Origin of the sequence: Pseudomonas sp. 43NM1, from assembly GCF_002836905.1 — a bacterium.
Classification (GTDB): Bacteria; Pseudomonadota; Gammaproteobacteria; order Pseudomonadales; family Pseudomonadaceae; genus Aquipseudomonas; species Aquipseudomonas prosekii.
Genome location: NZ_MKGS01000141.1, coordinates 23,231 through 40,959, shown reverse-complemented (window position 1 = coordinate 40,959; position 17,729 = coordinate 23,231). Strand labels below are relative to the sequence as shown.

Annotated in this window: 18 protein-coding genes; 3 read left to right on the top strand and 15 right to left on the bottom strand. The window is 59.3% G+C overall.

Annotation, left to right across the window (positions count from 1 at the left end):
• The first annotated feature begins 118 nt into the window (after nt 1–118).
• The gene (locus tag BI292_RS14945) at nt 119–1,090 is read left to right on the top strand and encodes a magnesium and cobalt transport protein CorA (protein WP_092271035.1); all 972 of its coding nucleotides are present in this window, start codon (nt 119–121) and stop codon (nt 1,088–1,090) included.
• 45 nt (nt 1,091–1,135) lie between these two features.
• Here BI292_RS14945 and BI292_RS14940 read toward each other — a convergent pair whose 3' ends face one another.
• The 3 genes from BI292_RS14940 to BI292_RS14930 form a co-directional block, all read right to left on the bottom strand.
• Nucleotides 1,136–1,858: an amidotransferase gene (locus BI292_RS14940; RefSeq protein ID WP_092271038.1), complete on the bottom strand. Its 723-nt coding sequence runs from the start codon at nt 1,856–1,858 to the stop codon at nt 1,136–1,138.
• A 95-nt stretch (nt 1,859–1,953) separates the two neighbouring features.
• Entirely contained in the window at nt 1,954–4,098 is a 2,145-nt protein-coding gene (locus BI292_RS14935; RefSeq protein WP_101208301.1) for a 3-hydroxyacyl-CoA dehydrogenase NAD-binding domain-containing protein, read from the bottom strand.
• A 25-nt stretch (nt 4,099–4,123) separates the two neighbouring features.
• On the bottom strand, nt 4,124–5,329 hold the full coding sequence (locus BI292_RS14930) for an acetyl-CoA C-acetyltransferase (protein ID WP_092271045.1): 1,206 nt from the start codon (nt 5,327–5,329) through the stop codon (nt 4,124–4,126).
• Nucleotides 5,330–5,935: 606 nt separating this feature from the next.
• Between BI292_RS14930 and BI292_RS14925 the strand changes: the two genes are divergently transcribed.
• On the top strand, nt 5,936–6,757 hold the full coding sequence (locus tag BI292_RS14925; RefSeq protein ID WP_101208300.1) for a cytochrome c: 822 nt from the start codon (nt 5,936–5,938) through the stop codon (nt 6,755–6,757).
• Nucleotides 6,758–7,068: 311 nt separating this feature from the next.
• Here BI292_RS14925 and BI292_RS14920 read toward each other — a convergent pair whose 3' ends face one another.
• The 7 genes from BI292_RS14920 to BI292_RS14890 all read right to left on the bottom strand — a co-directional run bounded on the left by BI292_RS14920 (nt 7,069) and on the right by BI292_RS14890 (nt 12,628).
• Nucleotides 7,069–7,410, bottom strand: coding sequence for a ribonuclease E inhibitor RraB (locus tag BI292_RS14920; protein WP_092271051.1), 342 nt, complete (start codon nt 7,408–7,410; stop codon nt 7,069–7,071).
• Nucleotides 7,411–7,630: 220 nt separating this feature from the next.
• Nucleotides 7,631–7,864: a hypothetical protein gene (locus BI292_RS14915; protein WP_092271054.1), complete on the bottom strand. Its 234-nt coding sequence runs from the start codon at nt 7,862–7,864 to the stop codon at nt 7,631–7,633.
• 229 nt (nt 7,865–8,093) lie between these two features.
• Nucleotides 8,094–8,969 carry a polyamine aminopropyltransferase gene (speE, locus tag BI292_RS14910; protein ID WP_092271057.1) on the bottom strand — a complete coding sequence of 292 codons (876 nt, stop codon included), beginning with the start codon at nt 8,967–8,969 and terminating at the stop codon, nt 8,094–8,096.
• A gap of 255 nt (nt 8,970–9,224) precedes the next feature.
• Nucleotides 9,225–9,416 (bottom strand): PLDc N-terminal domain-containing protein, encoded by a 192-nt coding sequence (locus BI292_RS14905; RefSeq protein ID WP_092271060.1) that lies wholly within the window; start codon nt 9,414–9,416, stop codon nt 9,225–9,227.
• 71 nt (nt 9,417–9,487) lie between these two features.
• Nucleotides 9,488–10,018 carry a hypothetical protein gene (locus BI292_RS14900; protein ID WP_101208299.1) on the bottom strand — a complete coding sequence of 177 codons (531 nt, stop codon included), beginning with the start codon at nt 10,016–10,018 and terminating at the stop codon, nt 9,488–9,490.
• A 157-nt stretch (nt 10,019–10,175) separates the two neighbouring features.
• The gene (locus BI292_RS14895) at nt 10,176–10,694 is read right to left on the bottom strand and encodes an ankyrin repeat domain-containing protein (protein ID WP_092271066.1); all 519 of its coding nucleotides are present in this window, start codon (nt 10,692–10,694) and stop codon (nt 10,176–10,178) included.
• Nucleotides 10,695–10,789: 95 nt separating this feature from the next.
• Entirely contained in the window at nt 10,790–12,628 is a 1,839-nt protein-coding gene (locus tag BI292_RS14890) for a long-chain-acyl-CoA synthetase (protein ID WP_101208298.1), read from the bottom strand.
• Between the two features lie 343 nt (nt 12,629–12,971).
• Between BI292_RS14890 and BI292_RS14885 the strand changes: the two genes are divergently transcribed.
• Nucleotides 12,972–13,250 (top strand): DUF3509 domain-containing protein, encoded by a 279-nt coding sequence (locus tag BI292_RS14885; protein WP_092271072.1) that lies wholly within the window; start codon nt 12,972–12,974, stop codon nt 13,248–13,250.
• 224 nt (nt 13,251–13,474) lie between these two features.
• Here the strand turns inward: BI292_RS14885 and mtnC are convergent, their stop codons facing one another.
• From mtnC to aroC, 5 genes are all read right to left on the bottom strand, one after another.
• Nucleotides 13,475–14,158 (bottom strand): acireductone synthase, encoded by a 684-nt coding sequence (gene mtnC, locus BI292_RS14880; RefSeq protein ID WP_101208297.1) that lies wholly within the window; start codon nt 14,156–14,158, stop codon nt 13,475–13,477.
• A 4-nt stretch (nt 14,159–14,162) separates the two neighbouring features.
• Complete coding sequence (locus BI292_RS14875) at nt 14,163–14,708, bottom strand: acireductone dioxygenase (RefSeq protein WP_101208296.1); 546 nt, start codon at nt 14,706–14,708, stop codon at nt 14,163–14,165.
• Nucleotides 14,709–14,801: 93 nt separating this feature from the next.
• Complete coding sequence (locus tag BI292_RS14870) at nt 14,802–15,428, bottom strand: methylthioribulose 1-phosphate dehydratase (protein WP_101208295.1); 627 nt, start codon at nt 15,426–15,428, stop codon at nt 14,802–14,804.
• Complete coding sequence (locus BI292_RS14865) at nt 15,425–16,570, bottom strand: MFS transporter (RefSeq protein ID WP_092271084.1); 1,146 nt, start codon at nt 16,568–16,570, stop codon at nt 15,425–15,427. The genes BI292_RS14870 and BI292_RS14865 overlap by 4 nt, the downstream gene beginning before the upstream one ends.
• Before the next feature lie 34 nt (nt 16,571–16,604).
• Nucleotides 16,605–17,696 carry a chorismate synthase gene (aroC, locus tag BI292_RS14860; protein WP_092271087.1) on the bottom strand — a complete coding sequence of 364 codons (1,092 nt, stop codon included), beginning with the start codon at nt 17,694–17,696 and terminating at the stop codon, nt 16,605–16,607.
• Nucleotides 17,697–17,729: the final 33 nt, after the last annotated feature.

The window sequence follows — 17,729 nt, the reverse complement described above, 5'->3', positions numbered from 1 at the left end:
CGACAGCTGATTTTTTTTGCCGGCGAACTCTGCAGGTTTCACTGAATCTCAAGCAACACAAGGCTAAGCTGCACACTGCCTGCCACTGCCATTTGCTGACAAGAAGTGAACCAACACCATGGGTAGAGTTGTTGCTGCTGCGGTTTACAGCGCCGGTAAGAAAATCACCAATATCACCCTCGATGAAGGTGCGGCGTGGGCCGCCAAGCCCGGCCACTTTGTGTGGATCGGCCTCGAAGAGCCGAGCGCCGATGAACTCACCGCGCTGCAAAGCCAGTTCAACCTGCACGAACTGGCCATCGAAGACGCCATGGAAAAACACAGCCGCCCGAAGCTGGAAACCTTCGGCGACGCGCTGTTCATCGTTACCTACTCGCCCATTCGCAATGACGGCAAACTGGAGTTCATCGAAACTCACATCTTTGCCGGCACTGGCTACATCATCACCGCCCGCAACGGCCACTCGGCGTCCTACGCGTATGTCAGACAACGCTGCGAGGCGCGTCCGATTTTGCTCGAACACGGCGAGGATTTTGTCCTCTACGCGATTCTCGATTTCGTCATCGAGAACTATCAGCCGGTCGGCGAAGCGATTCACGCCGAAATTGATGAGCTGGAACGCAACGTGTTGTGCAGCGCGCTGAATGAGCGCGATATCCAGAAACTTCACGGCTTGCGGCGCGACGTATTGCGCTTGCGGCGTTACGCGGCGCCGATGGTCGAGATTGGCGAGGAACTGCAAAAGCTCAGCTTCCCGTTTATCGACAAGAACATGCGCCCGTATTTCCGCGATGTGCAGATTCACGTCACGCGGCAAATGGAAGACCTGACGACGTTGGCGGATATCGCCAGCCAGACCATTGAGGTCGGCGTGTTGCTGGAAGCGTCACGCCAAAGCGTGGTGCAGCGCAAGTTTGCGGCGTGGGCAGCGATTCTCGCATTCCCGACAGCGGTGGCGGGGATTTACGGGATGAATTTCCAGAACATGCCGGAGTTGAGCTGGCATTACGGCTATTTCGGCGTGCTGGGGTTTATTGCGGTGGGATGTGTAAGTTTGTGGGCGAGTTTCAAAAAGTCCGGCTGGTTGTAGAAATCTTATGGTGAGGAGGGGCAAGCCCCCTCCCCCGGTTTTGGCTCAGACCGCTGCTGGCTTGTGCGCTACAAAGCGCATCATCCATTCCGCCACCGTGGTGCCGTGGTGTTCACTTTCAAGGCTGGCCACGCCTTTCGAATAAACCTGTTCGCCCAACGCTTCCTGACGAATATCCAGCAGCGCGCGCGAGTAATCGTGAATGAATTCCGGGTGACCCTGGAAGCACAGCACCTGATCGTTGATGTGGTACGCGGCAAACGGGCAGAAATCGCTTGAAGCAATCACCGTGGCGTTTTCCGGCAGCGCGGTGACCTGGTCCTGGTGACTGATCAGCAGCGTCAGCTCTTCGCGAACCGGGCTCATCCACGGCGCTTTTGCCGCCAGTTTGTAGTTGTGAGTGCCAACGCCCCAGCCTGCGGTCGAGCGCTCGCTCTTGCCACCCAGCAACAACGCCAGCAACTGATGGCCGAAGCACACACCAATCAATTTGTCGCCGCGCTCGTAGCGCTTCAGCAAGTAAGTGCGCAGGGTTTCGATCCATGGGTCGGTGCCGAAGGAATCGGCCTTGCTGCCGGTGATCAGGTAAGCGTCGAACGTCAGCTCATCACTCGGGTATTCGCCCTGCACCACGTTGTAAACGGTGAACTCGGCTTCGATCGGCTGTTGCGAAAACAGACGCTGGAACATCTGCCCGTAACCCTGATATTGATCGACCAGTTCTGGACGCAGGTTGTCGGTTTCAAGAATGCAGATGCGTAACGACATAAAAAATACCTGACACGTGATGGGAATAATGCACACCCCGAAGCCTGCCTCGAAACACGGTGGCAAGGCAAGCCCCGGCGTGCGTCATCTATCCTTTAAAACACCTCACCTTTCGCGGCTTTTTCCAGCAGCAACGCGGGCGGGGCGAAGCGTTCGCCGTACTGCTCGGCCAGGTATTGCGCGCGGGCAACAAAGTCTTTCAGGCCATATTGATTGATGAACTGCAACGCGCCGCCGGTCCACGCGGCAAAGCCGATGCCGAAGATCGAGCCAATGTTGGCGTCCGCCGTCGAGGTGAGCACGCCCTCCTCCACGCAGCGCACGGTTTCAATCGCTTGCACGAACAGCAGCCGATCACGCACGTCCTTCGGCGAAATCTGCCCGTCGGCCTTCTCGAAACGCGTCTTCAGTTCCGCCCACAAATGTTTCTGCCCGGCGCCCGGGTAATCGTAAAAACCCGCGCCAGCGGCTTTGCCCGGACGCTTGTATTCGTTGAGCAGCAAGTCAATTACGGCGAACGCCGGGTGCTCAATCAGCGGCTTCCCTTCTGCTTGCAGATCCTTCGCCGTTTGTTGTCGGATGTGGCTCATGAGGCTGAGGGAAACTTCGTCGGAGATCGCCAGCGGCCCGATCGGCATCCCGGCTTTGCGCGCCTCGGTCTCGATCATCGGCGCGCTCACGCCTTCGCCGAGCATGGCGATGCCTTCATTGGTGAACGTGCCGAACACCCGCGAGGTAAAGAAGCCGCGACTGTCGTTGACGACAATCGGGGTTTTCTTGATTTGCAGGACGAAATCGAAACCGCGCGCCAGGCTTTCGTCGCTGGTGCGGCTGCCTTTGATGATTTCCACCAGCGGCATTTTTTCCACTGGACTGAAGAAGTGCAGGCCAATGAATTTGCTTTGATCCGGCACCGCAGTGGCCAAGCCGCTGATTGGCAACGTCGAGGTATTGGACGCGATCAACGCGTCGGCGCCGACGACTTGCTGCGCCGCCGCAGACACCTTGGCTTTCAATTCGCGATCTTCAAACACCGCTTCAATTACCAGGTCGCAACCGGCCAGGTCGGCATCGCTGTCGGTGGTTTTGATCCGCGCCAGCACCGCGTCGCGCTGTTCGGCGCTCAACTGACCGCGCGCCACTTTCTTCTCCAGCAACGAAGCGGAATGCGCTTTACCCTTCTCCGCCGCCGCAACGTTGATGTCCTTGAGCACCACCTCGATGCCCGCCGAAGCGCTGACGAACGCGATCCCGGCGCCCATCATGCCGGCGCCAAGCACGCCGACCTTCTTGGTCACATAAGGCGCAAAACCCTGCGGCCGCGAACCGCCGGCATTGATCTCATTCAGTTGAAACCAGAAGGTGCCAATGAGGTTTTTTGCGACCTGGCCGGTGGTCAATTCGGTGAAATAGCGCGTCTCGATCAAGTGCGCAGTGTCGAAATCGACCTGTGCGCCTTCGACTGCCGCGCAGAGGATTTTTTCCGGCGCGGGCATGCAGCCCTGGGTTTTGGCGCGCAGGATCGACGGCGCGATGGCCAGCATCTGCGCGACTTTCGGGTTCGACGGTGTGCCGCCCGGGATCTGATAACCCTTCACGTCCCAGCGCTGCACGGCGCTCGGATTGGCCGCGATCCACGCCCGCGCCTTGCCGAGCAATTCATCCTGATCCGCTGCCAATTGATCGATCAACCCTGCTTGCAACGCCTGTTGCGGGCGGACCTTTTTGCCTTCGAGCAAGTACGGCAACGCTTTCTCCAGGCCCAACATGCGCACCATGCGCACCACCCCGCCGCCGCCCGGCAGCAAGCCGAGCGTCACTTCCGGCAGGCCGAGTTGCACCGCTGGATTGTCCAGCGCGACCCGATGATGGCAGGCCAGGCAGATTTCCCAGCCGCCGCCCAGCGCCGCGCCGTTGATCGCGGCGACCACCGGTTTGCCCAGTGTTTCCAGGGTACGCAATTGCCCTTTCAGGGTCAGCACCATGTCGTAGAACGCTTTGGCTTCGGGTTTGCCAACCTTGATCAGCTCGTTGAGGTCGCCCCCGGCAAAAAAAGTCTTCTTCGCCGAAGTGATGATCACCCCGGCGATGTTGTCCTTGTCCGCCACCAGCCGGGCGACGCAGGTGGCCATGGCGTCGCGGTAAACCGCGTTCATGGTGTTGGCGCTCTGGCCCGGCATGTCGATGGTCAGGACCACGATCTGGTCTTGGCCTTTGTCGTAACGAATCGCTTCAGTCATGAGGGAATTTCCTTGAAGTCGGGGCTCAGAGGCGTTCGATGATGGTGGCAATGCCCATGCCGCCGCCGACACACAAGGTCGCTAGGCCATAACGCAGACGCCGGGTTTCCAGTTCATCGAGCAAGGTGCCGAGGATCGCGCAACCAGTGGCGCCCAATGGATGGCCCATGGCAATCGAGCCGCCATTGACGTTGACCTTGTCCGGGTCGATCGCCATGTCCTTGATGAACTTCAACACCACCGAGGCGAAGGCCTCGTTGACCTCGAACAGATCGATGTCTTCGACGCGCAACCCGGCTTTGGCCAAGGCTTTGCGCGTGGCCGGCGCCGGGCCGGTGAGCATGATCGTCGGGTCGGTGCTGGTGACCGCCGTTGCGACGATCCGCGCTCGCGGTTGCAGACCCAGCGCGCGGCCCTTGGCTTCGGAGCCAATCAGCATCAGCGCGGCGCCGTCGACGATCCCGGAGCTGTTGCCCGGCGTGTGCACGTGGTTGATCCGCTCGATGTGGCTGTAAACGCGCAGTGCAGTGGCGTCGAAACCCATTTGCCCCATCATCTCGAAACTCGGCTTGAGCTTGCCGAGGCCTTCCAGCGTCGATTCGGCGCGGATGAATTCATCGTGATCGAGCAGGATGATGCCGTTCTGGTCCTGTACCGGCACCAGTGATTTGTTGAACGACCCATCCGCCCTCGCCCGCGCAGCTTTTTGCTGCGAGTGCAGCGCGTAGGCATCGACGTCCTGACGGCTGAAACCTTCGATGGTGGCGATCAGGTCGGCGCCGACGCCTTGCGGGGTGAAATGGCTGTGCAGGTTGGTTGCCGGGTCCAGCGCCCACGCGCCGCCGTCGCTGCCCATCGGCACGCGCGACATCGACTCGACGCCGCCGACCACCACCAGATCCTCGAAACCGGAACGAACTTTCATTGCGCCGAGGTTCACCGCTTCCAGGCCCGAAGCGCAGAACCGGTTGATTTGCACGCCCGCGACGCTGACGTCCCAATCGGCAACTTGCGTGGCGGTCTTGGCGATGTCCGAACCTTGATCGCCGATCGGCGTGACGCAACCGAGCACCACGTCATCGACCTGGCTGGTGTCGAGGGACGTGCGTTGTTGCAACGCCGTCAGCAACCCGGCCACCAGGTTCACCGGTTTGACGCTGTGCAGCGCGCCATCAGCCTTGCCTTTGCCACGGGGCGTGCGTAGCGCGTCGAAAATCAAAGCTTGGGTCATGACGTCCTCGAACCTGTACGGGGAGTAAATGCTGAGTGGTCACCTTAAGCCCAGCGGCGCTGGATTCAATGACCGCAATGCTCATCGACGTTGACGCTCACGCTCAGACGGACGGTAGTCAGCTATCGGATTAACCGTTTCAGGTGACCAAGGTGTCTAGCCAACGGGCGTCCACGCAGCTGGCGATAGGCCTCATGCCTTTTTAAGAGCTTTTTTCCTGCACACCAGACGAAATGGATCTAAACCACGAGTGACGCGGGCTCTAAGGTGAACATGTACGAAGTTGTCGTCGGGTTTTGCCGAGGCACTCGTCTTACAGGAAGTGCAGCGCTTTGCCGTCATGGAGATATGCAGGCAGGCATCAGCAAATAACAAAAAAGGCGGTCAGCCATGTTCAAACATTCGAAAGTACGTCAAGCGGGACTCATCTTATTCGCCACCACGCTGTTGTTGATTTTGCCCAACCTGACCAAGGTGATTGGTTAGGCGGCTGATCGAAAACGGCGCCAGGTTTTGTTATCGCCCGAACGGCTTTGATTGGAAAAGTTGCCTGGCTCGCTACCCGAGCCAGCGTGGGTGTGCCAACCTTCCCGGCACTTCCACGACATGGACGGCGATCATTTGAGAGCTTTTTTACTGATTGGGGCCATGCTGTTCGGCACGCCCCTGTTTGCCGCACAGCTGAACCTGCAGCTGGGCGCGAGCACTCGCACCTGGCAGACCGAGGAGTTGCTCAAGCATCCTCAGGTCCAGACCATCAATATCAGCAACGACGTTTCCTACAAACGCGACATGCACTATCAAGCGGTGCCGCTGGCTGCGTTGTTGACTGGCGTTAAACCTGAAGATCATCTGCAAGCCGTGGCACTCGATGGTTTTGCCGCTGAATTGGCGGCCGCGCCGTTGCTCAATAAGCACGGCGCGCAGGCCTGGCTGGCGATTGAAGATCCGGGCAAACCGTGGCCGGCGCTGTCGGCGAACAAACCCAGCGCCGGGCCGTTTTATCTGGTCTGGACCGATCCGCAGGCCGGCAATATCAGCCCCGAGCAATGGCCGTTTCAGGTCGCCAGCATCAAGCGTATGGCGCCGGTAGCAGAGCGCTTTCCGGCGTTGTTGCCGGATCCGGCGTTGAAGGCGGACGATCCGGTGAACCAGGGATTTGCGCTGTTTCAGAAGAATTGCCTGGCGTGCCACCGGCTCAATGGTGCGGGCGATGCGCAGTTTGGGCCGGACCTGAATATCCCGTACAACCCCACCGAATATTTCGGCGCCGACTTCCTCAAACGCTACATCCGCGACCCGCAAAGCCTGCGCCATTGGCCACAGGCGAAAATGCCGGGCTTCTCCGAGCAGGTATTGCCGACGGCGGATCTGGATAAGTTGGTCGCGTATCTGCAACACATGGCCGGGCGCAAAACCCAGCCGTGACACGCGCTCACTCCAATACACCCAATCCCTGTGGGAGCCGAGCTTGCTCGCGATAGCGGTGGGTCAGCCGATGCAGTTGTGTCTGATCGGACGCCTTCGCGAGCAAGCTCAGCTCCTACAAGGGCGGAATGCACACAATCCCTGTGGGAGCCGAGCTTGCTCGCGATAGCGGTGGGTCAGCCAATACAGTTGTGTCTGATCGGACGCCTTCGCGAGCAAGCTCAGCTCCTACAAGGATTCATGCCTGCGCAAAAACGAAAACGGCCAACCCGAAGGTCAGCCGTTAGTGGATGTTGTCGCTGTTCATAGTGTTATGCGAGTAGCCCTCGTACCTCCTGCTTGACGCCCCAGCCCTCGATAATTCCGCCCAGAGGCTCGACCACCGCCTCGAAATCCTGCTCGAAATCGCCAATACCGTCGTAGGTGGCGTGCATCACTTTGCTTAACTCCAAATGCCAGGCGCCGTCGTCACGCACGCTGACCTGCGCGTTCAGCGATTCACCACAAAAATGCACTGCTGCTCTGCGGGCCCGTTCCTCGTCCGGGAAAATTGCGTAGAACTCGATGGGATGGAACCGTGAAAAATCGAAACCGCCTTCCTTCATGCGGCGCAGCACGCTGGTGCTGATGTCTTCTTGATAGGCTGTGCTCATGAATCGTCCTCCTGAAAAATATGGATAGACTTTCCGTACTCCCATTGCCCGCGACCGATTGGCGAGGACATTACGTCAACCCGTAATCAGGTTGCCGCCGGGGTTTAAGCATGTAGCTGACAAGACCAGACCTTAGCGATCCAATCGCTGATCTCGCTTGCAGAGTAGCCCCATCTCGGAGCTGCTGCCAAGGTCTGGTTGAGAATGAGACAGATGAGGTTCAGGCAGGCGTAATGCCGAGGATTTCTATGCTGTTCTGGGTTTTCAGACTTTTGACGCTGGCATCAGTGGTCCGGCCTTCCAGATCATTCAGATCCAGCTCGGCAGCCACCGGCAGGAATCGAGCCTTGATGAGTTTGGCGGCGTGCTCGTTATCCGGGCATTCCTCGCACTCGAAGACTTCATCGACCGTTTCACCGTGATCATCTACGAAAGTGATTTTCCACTTTGACATCAGTGCCTCCTCGATCAAACCCGCAAATGGGCTTACAACTATCTGGACTTTTGCACTGTGTGATCGTTCAAACGGATTGCGTCGCTGGGTCAGCAAAAATTTACCGCAACCCTGTAGGAGCAAAGCTTGCTCGCGAAGACGCTGTATCAGTCAAAACACCTGTCGACGGGTACACCGCTTTCGCGAGCAAGCTCTGCTCCTGCCGGGAATTACGTTGGTTCGGGACGGGTTAGTCGTTACTTGGCTTGTTGATCGCGTTCAACACGTACTGCGGCATGGCGAAGGCGCCGATGTGCACTTCCGGGTTGTAGTAACGGGTAACGATGCCGCTGCCGGCGAAGCGCTGTTGCAGGGTTTCGCGCGACAGTTTGCGGTAAGCGGTGTTGGTCGCGCCCCAGGCAAACGTCATCGCGCCGCCAATGTAAGTCGGCACGGCCGCTTGATAGAAATGCCAGTCCGGGAACAGGCTGCGCAGGCGTCCGGCGGTGGTTTGCACTTCGCCCAGTTGCATGAACGGCGTGCCGTTTTGCGTTACCAGAATGCCGCCCTCGTTCAGGCAGCGGTGGCACGCCTGGTAGAAGTTCTCCGAGAACAGCACTTCGCCCGGCCCGATCGGATCGGTCGAGTCGGAGATGATCACGTCGAATTTTTCCGTAGTGGTGGCGACAAATCGCATGCCGTCGTCGATGACCAGGTTCAGCCGTGGGTCGTCGTAAGCACCCTTCGAGTGGTTCGGCAGAAACTCTTTGCACATGTCGACCACGGTGCCGTCAATCTCGACCATGGTGATGTGCTCGACGCTGCCGTGTTTCGCCACTTCGCGCAGCATACCGCCGTCGCCGCCGCCGATGATCAGCACGCGCTTGGCGGCGCCGTGGGCAAGGATCGGCACGTGGGTGAGCATCTCGTGGTAGATGAATTCGTCGGCTTCGGTGGTCTGGATCACACCGTCCAGCGCCATGACCCGGCCCATGCGCGGGTTTTCGAAGATCACCAGATGCTGGTGTTCGGTGCGCACTTCGTGCAGCAGTTTTTCCATGCGAAAACGCTGGCCGTAGCCTTCGTACAGGGTTTCCAGGTATTCGCTGGTCTTGGTGGTGCTCATGGGAAGTGCTCCGATGAATGCGGCGGCAACGGACGGTTACCCGCCCATGATGGCCAATCGAAAGGCTCGATTGCCCGGGAAAGGCGCGCATTCTACGTTGCGGAACATGACAGGTCGAACCTCACATGATCACGCACCGAATTCCTGCAGGAGCGAGGCTTGCCCGCGAAGACGTCGTGTCAGTCGATATCAATGTCGAATGACACGATCTCTTCGCGGGCAAGCCTCGCTCCCGCAGGGGAGCCGGGTACAAGGTCAGATGCGCACATTGCCTCGTGGTCCGGCGATGGCCCAGATGATCAGGCCCAGCACCGGCAGCAACAGGATCAGCAGCACCCAGACGATTTTCATCCCGGTGGTAGCGCCGCTTTTCAGCACGTTGATGATGGCCCAGATGTCGAGGGCGAAAATGATCAGGCCAATCAGACCGTTAAACGTCGAACCCATGGTGTTGCTCCCTAGATAGTGGCATGCAGTCTTAGGATAGCCGGCCCTGACGAGGGTTCCGTTTTATTGCATTAAACGTGAACCGCCACTTTCAGCGCTTCCAGAGACGGCGCGGCAGCGATGCCGACTTCGGCGCACAACTGCAGAACACGCGGCACGTCGTTGCCGTAAACCAGCACCACTTGCAGTTCGTCGTCGAGCAACTGGCTGAAGTTCATCAGCGTGTAACCACCGTTTTCCTTGTTCATGCTGCTCATCTGCACCTGAATGCGGTTGAGCGCCGTCAGGGCTTCAGTCTTGGCCAGTTGCTTGGGTTTGACGTTGAAGTCGACGCCGGGGCCGAACGAGGCGACGATCTGCGCGAACAAATCCATGTAGGTGTCAGCCTGGAACAGCACGGTTTCCGGCAGACTGCCGACCACCACCCACTCGCCCAATGGCATTGGGAAGGTGTCGTCGTAGTTGATGTCGGGATTGGCTGTCAGGAAAGCTTGCGGATCAGCGTAGGCCTGCGCCGCTTCGTCAGCGATCTTGAGGATTTCGTCATCGCCCATGCACCCGGAGCTGATTTTGCTGATGAGTTCGACGAGTGCGGTTTTCATGGCGCGGATCCTGTAGCGAAGGAGAATTTTGAGGGCGCGAAGGATACAGCATTACGCCGCCCATTGACGCTGTGGGAGCAAGGCTTGCCCGCGATGACATCAGCACAATCGCCATCGCGGGCAAGCCAGGCCTACGGGATCAGCGGCAGGTTCGGGTTCAGGCCAGCAGCTTCTCAAGTTGCGCCATGGTATCCACCGCGCCCATGGTTTTCGCCGCATCGATGGCGGTCACGCCATTGGCGTCCTTGGCGCGCGGGTCGGCACCTTTGCTGATCAGGTAATCGACGATTTCCACGCGGTTGAACATGGCCGCCATCATCAGCGCCGTGCGGCCATCGAACGACGAGCCGTCAACCTGCGCCCCGCCTTCCACCAGCGCTTTGACCACCGCCAGATCGCCCTTGTACGCGGCGCCGGCAATCGGGCTCTGGCCGTTGTCGTTGCGGATCTCGGGATCGGCCTTGTGCTCGAGCAATACTTTCACCGTCTCGGCGTGACAGTGGTACGCAGCGAGCATCAACAACGTGTCGCCCTTGTGGTTGCGCAGGTTCGGCGGCAAGCCTTTGGTCAGCAGCGCAGCCATCATCGCGGCATCGCCCTCGCGCGCTTTGTTGAACACCTGTTCGGCAAATTCAGCAGCTTCTTCGGGCGTCATCTGGCGGCTTTGGTCTGACATAGGGACTCCATATTGGTCGTTCGCAAAAGCCGACAGTTTCCCGAGCGCCCTCGCGCCTGTCACTCATTTTTTCTCATGCGCTGCCATAGCCAGATTTAATAGCGGTACTTGCCCGCGTAAATATCTGCCAACACCTGCGCAGTCACTTGCACGTAAGTCTGGCTGCCCGGCAGCCACGCATAGATCGGATCATCAGCGGTTTTGCCCGGATCGAAACCCTCATCCTTGAGCCGGGTTTTCTGATATTTGAAGGTCCCGGTGGTTTCCATTTTGACCTTCACCCGCAGAAATAACGGAACTGCGTACGCCGGCATTTGTGCCTGCAAAAAACTCAGCAATTCGCTGAAATCCAGGGTCGCCAGCGACTCGGCGGGCGTGATCGCGGCCATGCCGGCGCGGCCATTGGTGTTGCAGATTTCCACGCCGTAAGCCACGGCTTCGGAAATGTTCGGGTGTTGCAGCAGAATGTTTTCGACTTCGGTGGTCGAGACGTTTTCGCCCTTCCAGCGATAGGTGTCGCCCAAGCGATCAACAAACTGCGCATGGCCAAAACCGATGTTGCGCAGCAAGTCGCCGGTATTGAAATAGCGGTCGCCCTTGCTGAACACATCGCGGAGCACGACTTTTTCGGTTTTCTGCGGATCGGTGTAGCCGTCGAGCGGCGCTTTGTCGTCGATTCTGGCGAGCAACAAACCCTGCTCGCCGTTGGCGACTTTGCTCATCAAACCCTTGGCGTTGCGAATTGGCGCGCCGCTGTCGTGGTCGTACGCCACCAGCTCCCAGTTCATCAACGAGAAACCGATGGTGTTGTCGAAGTTGAGAATGTTGCTGAAACCAATGTTGCCGTCGCTCGCCGCGTAGAGCTCGCAGATGTGGCCGACGCCGAAGCGCGTCTTGAATTGTTGCCACGCGCCGGGGCGCAGGCCGTTGCCGATCATCTTGGTCACGCCGTGTTGGTTGTCATCGGCGCTGGGCGGTTGATCGACCAGGTAACGGCACAATTCGCCGACATAACCGAGGGTGGTCGCGCGGTATTTGCGCACGTCGCTCCAGAACTGGCTGGCGCTGAATTTGCGGCGAATCGCAAACGCCGAGGCGCCGCTGATCGCCGACCCCCAGCACACGCACAGGCCGGTGGCGTGATACAGCGGCAACGGGCAATAGACGACGTCTTCGGGGCGCATGTCCAGCGCGATCAAACCGAAACTCGCCGAGCTGCGCATCCAGCGCCCGTGTTTGAACACGCCGGCCTTGGGCAGCCCGGTGGTGCCGGAGGTGTAGATGTAAAAGCAGGTGTCATCGCAAAACACCTGTTGGCTGCTTGGCGGGTTGTGGTTTCGGCTGGCGTCGCCAGCGTCGGCGCTGACTTCCATCAAGTTGATAAAGTCGTCGGGCGAAATGCCCGGACTGCCATAAGTTTCGCGGTCGGCGACAAACCAGGTGCGGGTTTCGGCAATCGCTACGCGCTGGCGGACTGCGGAATACGCCGGCACCAGCTCTTCGCCGACGATGATCGCGACCGGCGCCACGAGGTTAAGGCTGTGAACCAGCGCGTCACGAGTCTGCGAAGTGTTGAGCAACGCGCTGATCGCGCCGACCTTGGCCACGGCGAGAATGCTCACCAGCAGTTCCGGGCGGTTCTCGATGAAAATCGCCACCGCGTCGCCCTTGCCGATGCCTTGGCTGATCAGATGATGAGCGATGCGATTGGCCCACTGATTGACCTGCGCATAGGTCAGCGCCACGTCGTTTTGCAGCAGCGCGAGGCCGTCGGGGTTGCGCAAAGTCGCCTGTTCGAAGGTCCAGGCGAGGCCACACGGTTGGGTCGGGTCCTTGACGTTGGCGACTTTCATGCCCTTCACCACGCGGGGAATGGCTTTGGCGATCGTCGGTAATTTGCGGAGCATCATGCCCCAGGTGATCGTGTCGCGCATGGTAGCTCCCGGTCGGTCTTCTTATTATCGGGCGGCATGGAATGAGCCCGAAAATACGTCAGCCGTTCCGACGCTGTACACGCGGTTTTTGCAATGTTTTGTATCCGCTGCCGGGACACGCGAAAACACGATCCTTGCTTGTGCCTTTGGTTCCGTTGAATCGTGCAAAACCACGCAAAATGCAGGATGCACGATGGCTATTCATGCAGATTGCACGAAAGCATAAATTCGACATATAAATAACTTATTGATTTATAACGGTTTTTTAATTGGCTCGTGCTGGCACAATCACTGCAACTACCTCTCCATGCTTGCTAATCAAGTGCTAACGGAGCTGATAGACATGAGCCTGATCCAAGAAAAATTTAACTCCCTGTTCTCCAACTTCGACGTGACCACCCAGGCTCGACCTGACGGTGGCATCCTGCTGACATTGCGCAGCGCCGAAGGCAAAGTGTTCAAACGCTCGATCTCTTACCAGCAGTTGCACGCTGGCGATCAGTTGTCGTGGGTGATCAGCGCGATCCGCCGTGACCTGGCTGAACAGGCCAGTGAACTGCCGCAGATTTCGATGCTGCAGAGCCAACAACGATTTGCCCTGCCGACGTACCACTCGGCGTAAATCGTTCGACGCTGCAAACAGACAGGCCGTGAGCGTTATCGCTTCACGGCCTGAGTTGTTTGTGGGGTCTGGAAATTGCTATAGCGCCCCGGCAGCAACTGTGGAATGCGACCCATTGTAGGAGTGAGCCTGCTCGCGATGGCGGAGTGTCAGTCAACAATGATGCTGGATGACAAACCGCCATCGCGAGCAGGCTCACTCCTACAAGGTACTGCGGTGATGGTTTAGAACGCGCAGGGATCGATTTTGCCGAAGCTGTCGACGGTCACGTGCCCTGCCAACTCGCCACCCTCACGCGCCAAACCGCACGTTGCCATACCCGCCGTTCGCGCCGCGTCGAGTTCTTCGACGATGTCGGACAGGAACAGAATCTCCCCCGCTGCCACGCCAATCGCCTGGGTAATGCGCTGATACGACTGCGCCTCACGCTTCGGCCCGGAAGTCGTGTCGAAATACCCGCTGAACAGCGGCGACAAATCCCCCGCCTCCGAGCACCCGAAGATCAGCTTCTGTGCCTGGATCGAGCCGGAGGAATACACAAACAGTTGAAAACCGTCCTGATGCCAGCGCTTCAGCGCGTCAACCGCGTCCGGGTAAACGTGGCCCTTCAACTGCCCGGCCTGATAACCCTGCTCCCAGACCATGCCCTGGATTGCCTTGAGCGGCGTGGCTTTGCGGTCTTCGGCGATCCAGCCCAGCAGAATCTCGATGACTCGCTCGACATCCGCCTGCGGTTCATCGCTGTCACGGCGCACGGCATCCAGTTGCTCGGCGACATCGGCGCGACCGGCGTTTTGCCGAACGAAGTCCGGCAAGTGTTTGGCGGCGTACGGGAACAGCACGTCGAAGACAAAACTCACCGCGCTGGTGGTGCCTTCGATGTCGGTGAGAATCGCTTTGATCGGCATCGGCTCAGTCCTCCAGGCGTGGGAAACGGCTGGCGATGTCTTCGCCGGTGAATTTGGCCACCCAGCCTTCAGCATTGTTAAACAGACGAATCGCCACGAAATGCGGATGTTCGCCCATGTCGAACCAGTGCGGCGTGCCGGCCGGCACCGAAATCAGGTCGTTTTTCTCGCAGAGTACGGCGTAGACGTAATCGTCGATGTGCAGGGTAAACAAGCCACGCCCGGCGACGAAAAATCTGACTTCGTCTTCGCCATGCCGGTGCTCATCGAGAAACTTGGCGCGCAATTCGGCTTTCTGCGGATGGTCGCTGTTCAGGCTGATGACATCGACGGTGACGTAACCGCGCTCGGTCATCAGTTTGTCGATTTGTTGCTGATACGCCGCGATCACTTCTTCCTGACTGGCGCCCGGCTGGATTTTTGCGGCGGCTTGCCAGCGGTCGAAACGCACGCCTTGTTCGGCGAGGGTCGAGGCGATGTCTTCGAAATGGGTCAATACCTTGTTGGGTATTTCCGGGCTGGAGACGTGATAAACGGACAGGCTGCTCATGGGGCAATTCCTCGGTAGCGGCAGCGCCGTCCGGTTCTTGCAGACCGGTCGGGCGCGGCGTTTAAACAGGCAAACACGCTGCTTCTGGTGAAGTCAGCCTTGGCGGTTCAGGACGCTGCGGGTCTTCAACTCGCACTCGAACAGAAATTCAAAAGCCTCGATCTGCCGCAACGCGTCGCTCATGCGCGCGCCCCAGGTGTAGAGGCCGTGGCCGCGAATCAGATAACCGACACAATCGGGATGGGCGTCGAGCCAAGGCTGCACCTTGGCGGCGAGGCGCGCAATGTCCTGATCATTGTCGAAAATCGGCACGCGCACCAACGATTCGTGGGTCGAAATACCGCTGAAGGCTTTCTGCAATTCGTAGTCTTCGAACTCGATAAAATCTTCCGGCGTCAGGCGCGACAGCACCGTGGCGTTGACCGAATGCGTGTGCAACACCGCGCCGATCTCCGTGCGCCAGCTATACAGCTGCGTGTGCAACAAGGTTTCGGCGGACGGCTTTTTGCCCGGCTCCAGGCTATTGCCCGACAGGTCGGTGGCCAGCACATCGTCGATGCCGAGCTGGCCTTTGTGCTTGCCGGATACGGTCAGCAGCGCTTCGGTCGGCGACAGGCGCGTCGAGTAATTGCTGCTGGTGGCCGGCGACCAACCGCGTCCATAGAGAAAACGCCCGGCGTCGATGATTTCCTGGGCGAGGTGTTCACGGGTAAGGCTCATGGCCGGTCCTCTTGCATGCGTGTGGCAATGATAACGGCAGCGGCGAAGGCTGCGAGGCTGGCAATACTAAAGGTCAATGTTGCGCCGAGGGCATTCCAGCTGTAACCGGAATACAACGCGCCAAGCGCGCCGCCGGTGCCGGCCAACGCCGCGTATAACGCCTGGCCCTGACCTTGCTGGCGTGCGCCGAAACTACGTTGCACGAACTGGATGGCAGCAGCGTGAAAGCTGCCGAACGTTGCCGCGTGCAGCACTTGGGCGAACAGCAACACCCAGAGAAATTCGGCAAACGAACCTAGCAGCAACCAGCGCAGCGCCGCCAGCAGAAAACTTGCCATCAGCACCCGGCGCACCGAGAAACGCGCGAGGATTTTGCTCATGGCGAGGAACATCAGCACTTCAGCGACCACGCCGACCGCCCAGAGCATGCCGATCACGCCGCGGCTGTAACCGAGTCGCTCAAGGTGCAAGGTCAGAAAGGTGTAATACGGGCCGTGGCTCATCTGCATCAGCGCCACGCAGGCATAAAACGCCAATACGCCGGGGCTGCGCAATTGCTTGAGAAAACCCTGCCCCGCCACGCGTTCGCTGTGCAGCGGTTGCGCGTTCGGCACCCACACGCTGCTGACGACAATCCCGGCCATGATCAGCACCAGCGCAATCGGGTAGACGTCCAGGCTCAGCCATTCGAACACGCGCCCGAGCGCAACCACGGTGATGATGAAACCGATCGAGCCCCACAAGCGAATCTGACTGTAACGCGAGGTCTGACCGTTCAAATGTGCGAGCGTGATGACTTCGAATTGCGGCAACACCGCGTGCCAGAAGAATGCGTGCAGCGCCATGACCATCGCCAGCCAGGCGTAGGTTTTGCTGACGAAGATCAGCGAGAACGTGAGCAACGTACAGACAGCGCCGAAACGCACGATGGCCAGGCGCCGGCCGGTGTAGTCGCCGAGCCAGCCCCAGATGTTCGGCGCGACGCAGCGCATCAACATCGGGATCGCCACCAGCTCGCCGATGCGCGCGCTGGAAAATCCGAGGTGATCGAAATACAGCGCCAGAAATGGCGCTGTCGAACCGAGCAAGGCGAAATAGAACAGGTAAAAACTGGACAGCCGCCAGTACGGGAGCGCCGCCATGGTCCTCAGACCAAAACGGCTTTGAGGTCAGCCATTACAGCTGACCCAACACCGGCGTGTTCACGCGCACATCGGCGTTTTGCCCACGATGACGCAGCAGGTGATCCATCAACACAATGGCCATCATCGCTTCAGCAATCGGCGTGGCGCGGATGCCGACGCACGGGTCGTGACGGCCCTTGGTGATGACATCGACCGGGTTGCCATTGACGTCAATCGAGCGGCCCGGCGTGGTAATGCTGGAGGTCGGCTTCAACGCCAGGTGCGCGACGATTGGCTGGCCGGAGGAGATCCCGCCGAGGATGCCGCCGGCATTGTTGCTGAGGAAACCGTCCGGGGTCATCTCGTCGCGGTGCTCGGTGCCGCGCTGGGCGACGCTGGCGAAACCGGCGCCGATTTCCACGCCTTTGACCGCGTTGATGCTCATCAGCGCGTGGGCCAGTTCGGCGTCGAGGCGATCGAAGATCGGCTCGCCGAGGCCGGGCATCACGCCTTCGGCAACCACGGTGATTTTTGCGCCGACCGAATCCTGGTCGCGGCGCAACTGGTCCATATAGGCTTCCAGTTCCGGCACTTTGTCCGGGTCGGGGCTAAAGAACGCGTTGTCCTCCACCGAATCCCAGGTCTTGAACGGGATTTCGATCGGGCCGAGCTGGCTCATGTAACCGCGAATGACAATGCCTTGGCTCGCCAGGTATTTCTTGGCAATCGCCCCGGCCGCCACGCGCATCGCGGTTTCCCGCGCCGAGCTGCGACCGCCGCCGCGGTAATCGCGTTCGCCGTACTTGTGGTGGTAGGTGTAGTCGGCGTGCGCCGGGCGGAACAGGTCTTTGATCGCCGAGTAGTCCTTGGACTTCTGGTCGGTGTTGCGGATCAACAGACCAATCGCGCAACCGGTGGTGCGACCTTCAAACACGCCGCTGAGGATTTCGACTTCGTCGGCTTCCTGGCGTTGCGTGGTGTGGCGGCTGGTGCCGGGCTTGCGCCGATCAAGGTCACGCTGCAGATCCTCCAGGGAAATCTCCAGCCCCGGCGGGCAGCCGTCGACAATGGCGACCAACGCCGGACCATGGCTTTCGCCAGCGGTGGTGACCGTGAACAGCTTGCCGTAGGTATTGCCGGACATGCGGGACGCTCCGTGAAATCGAACCTGAATACG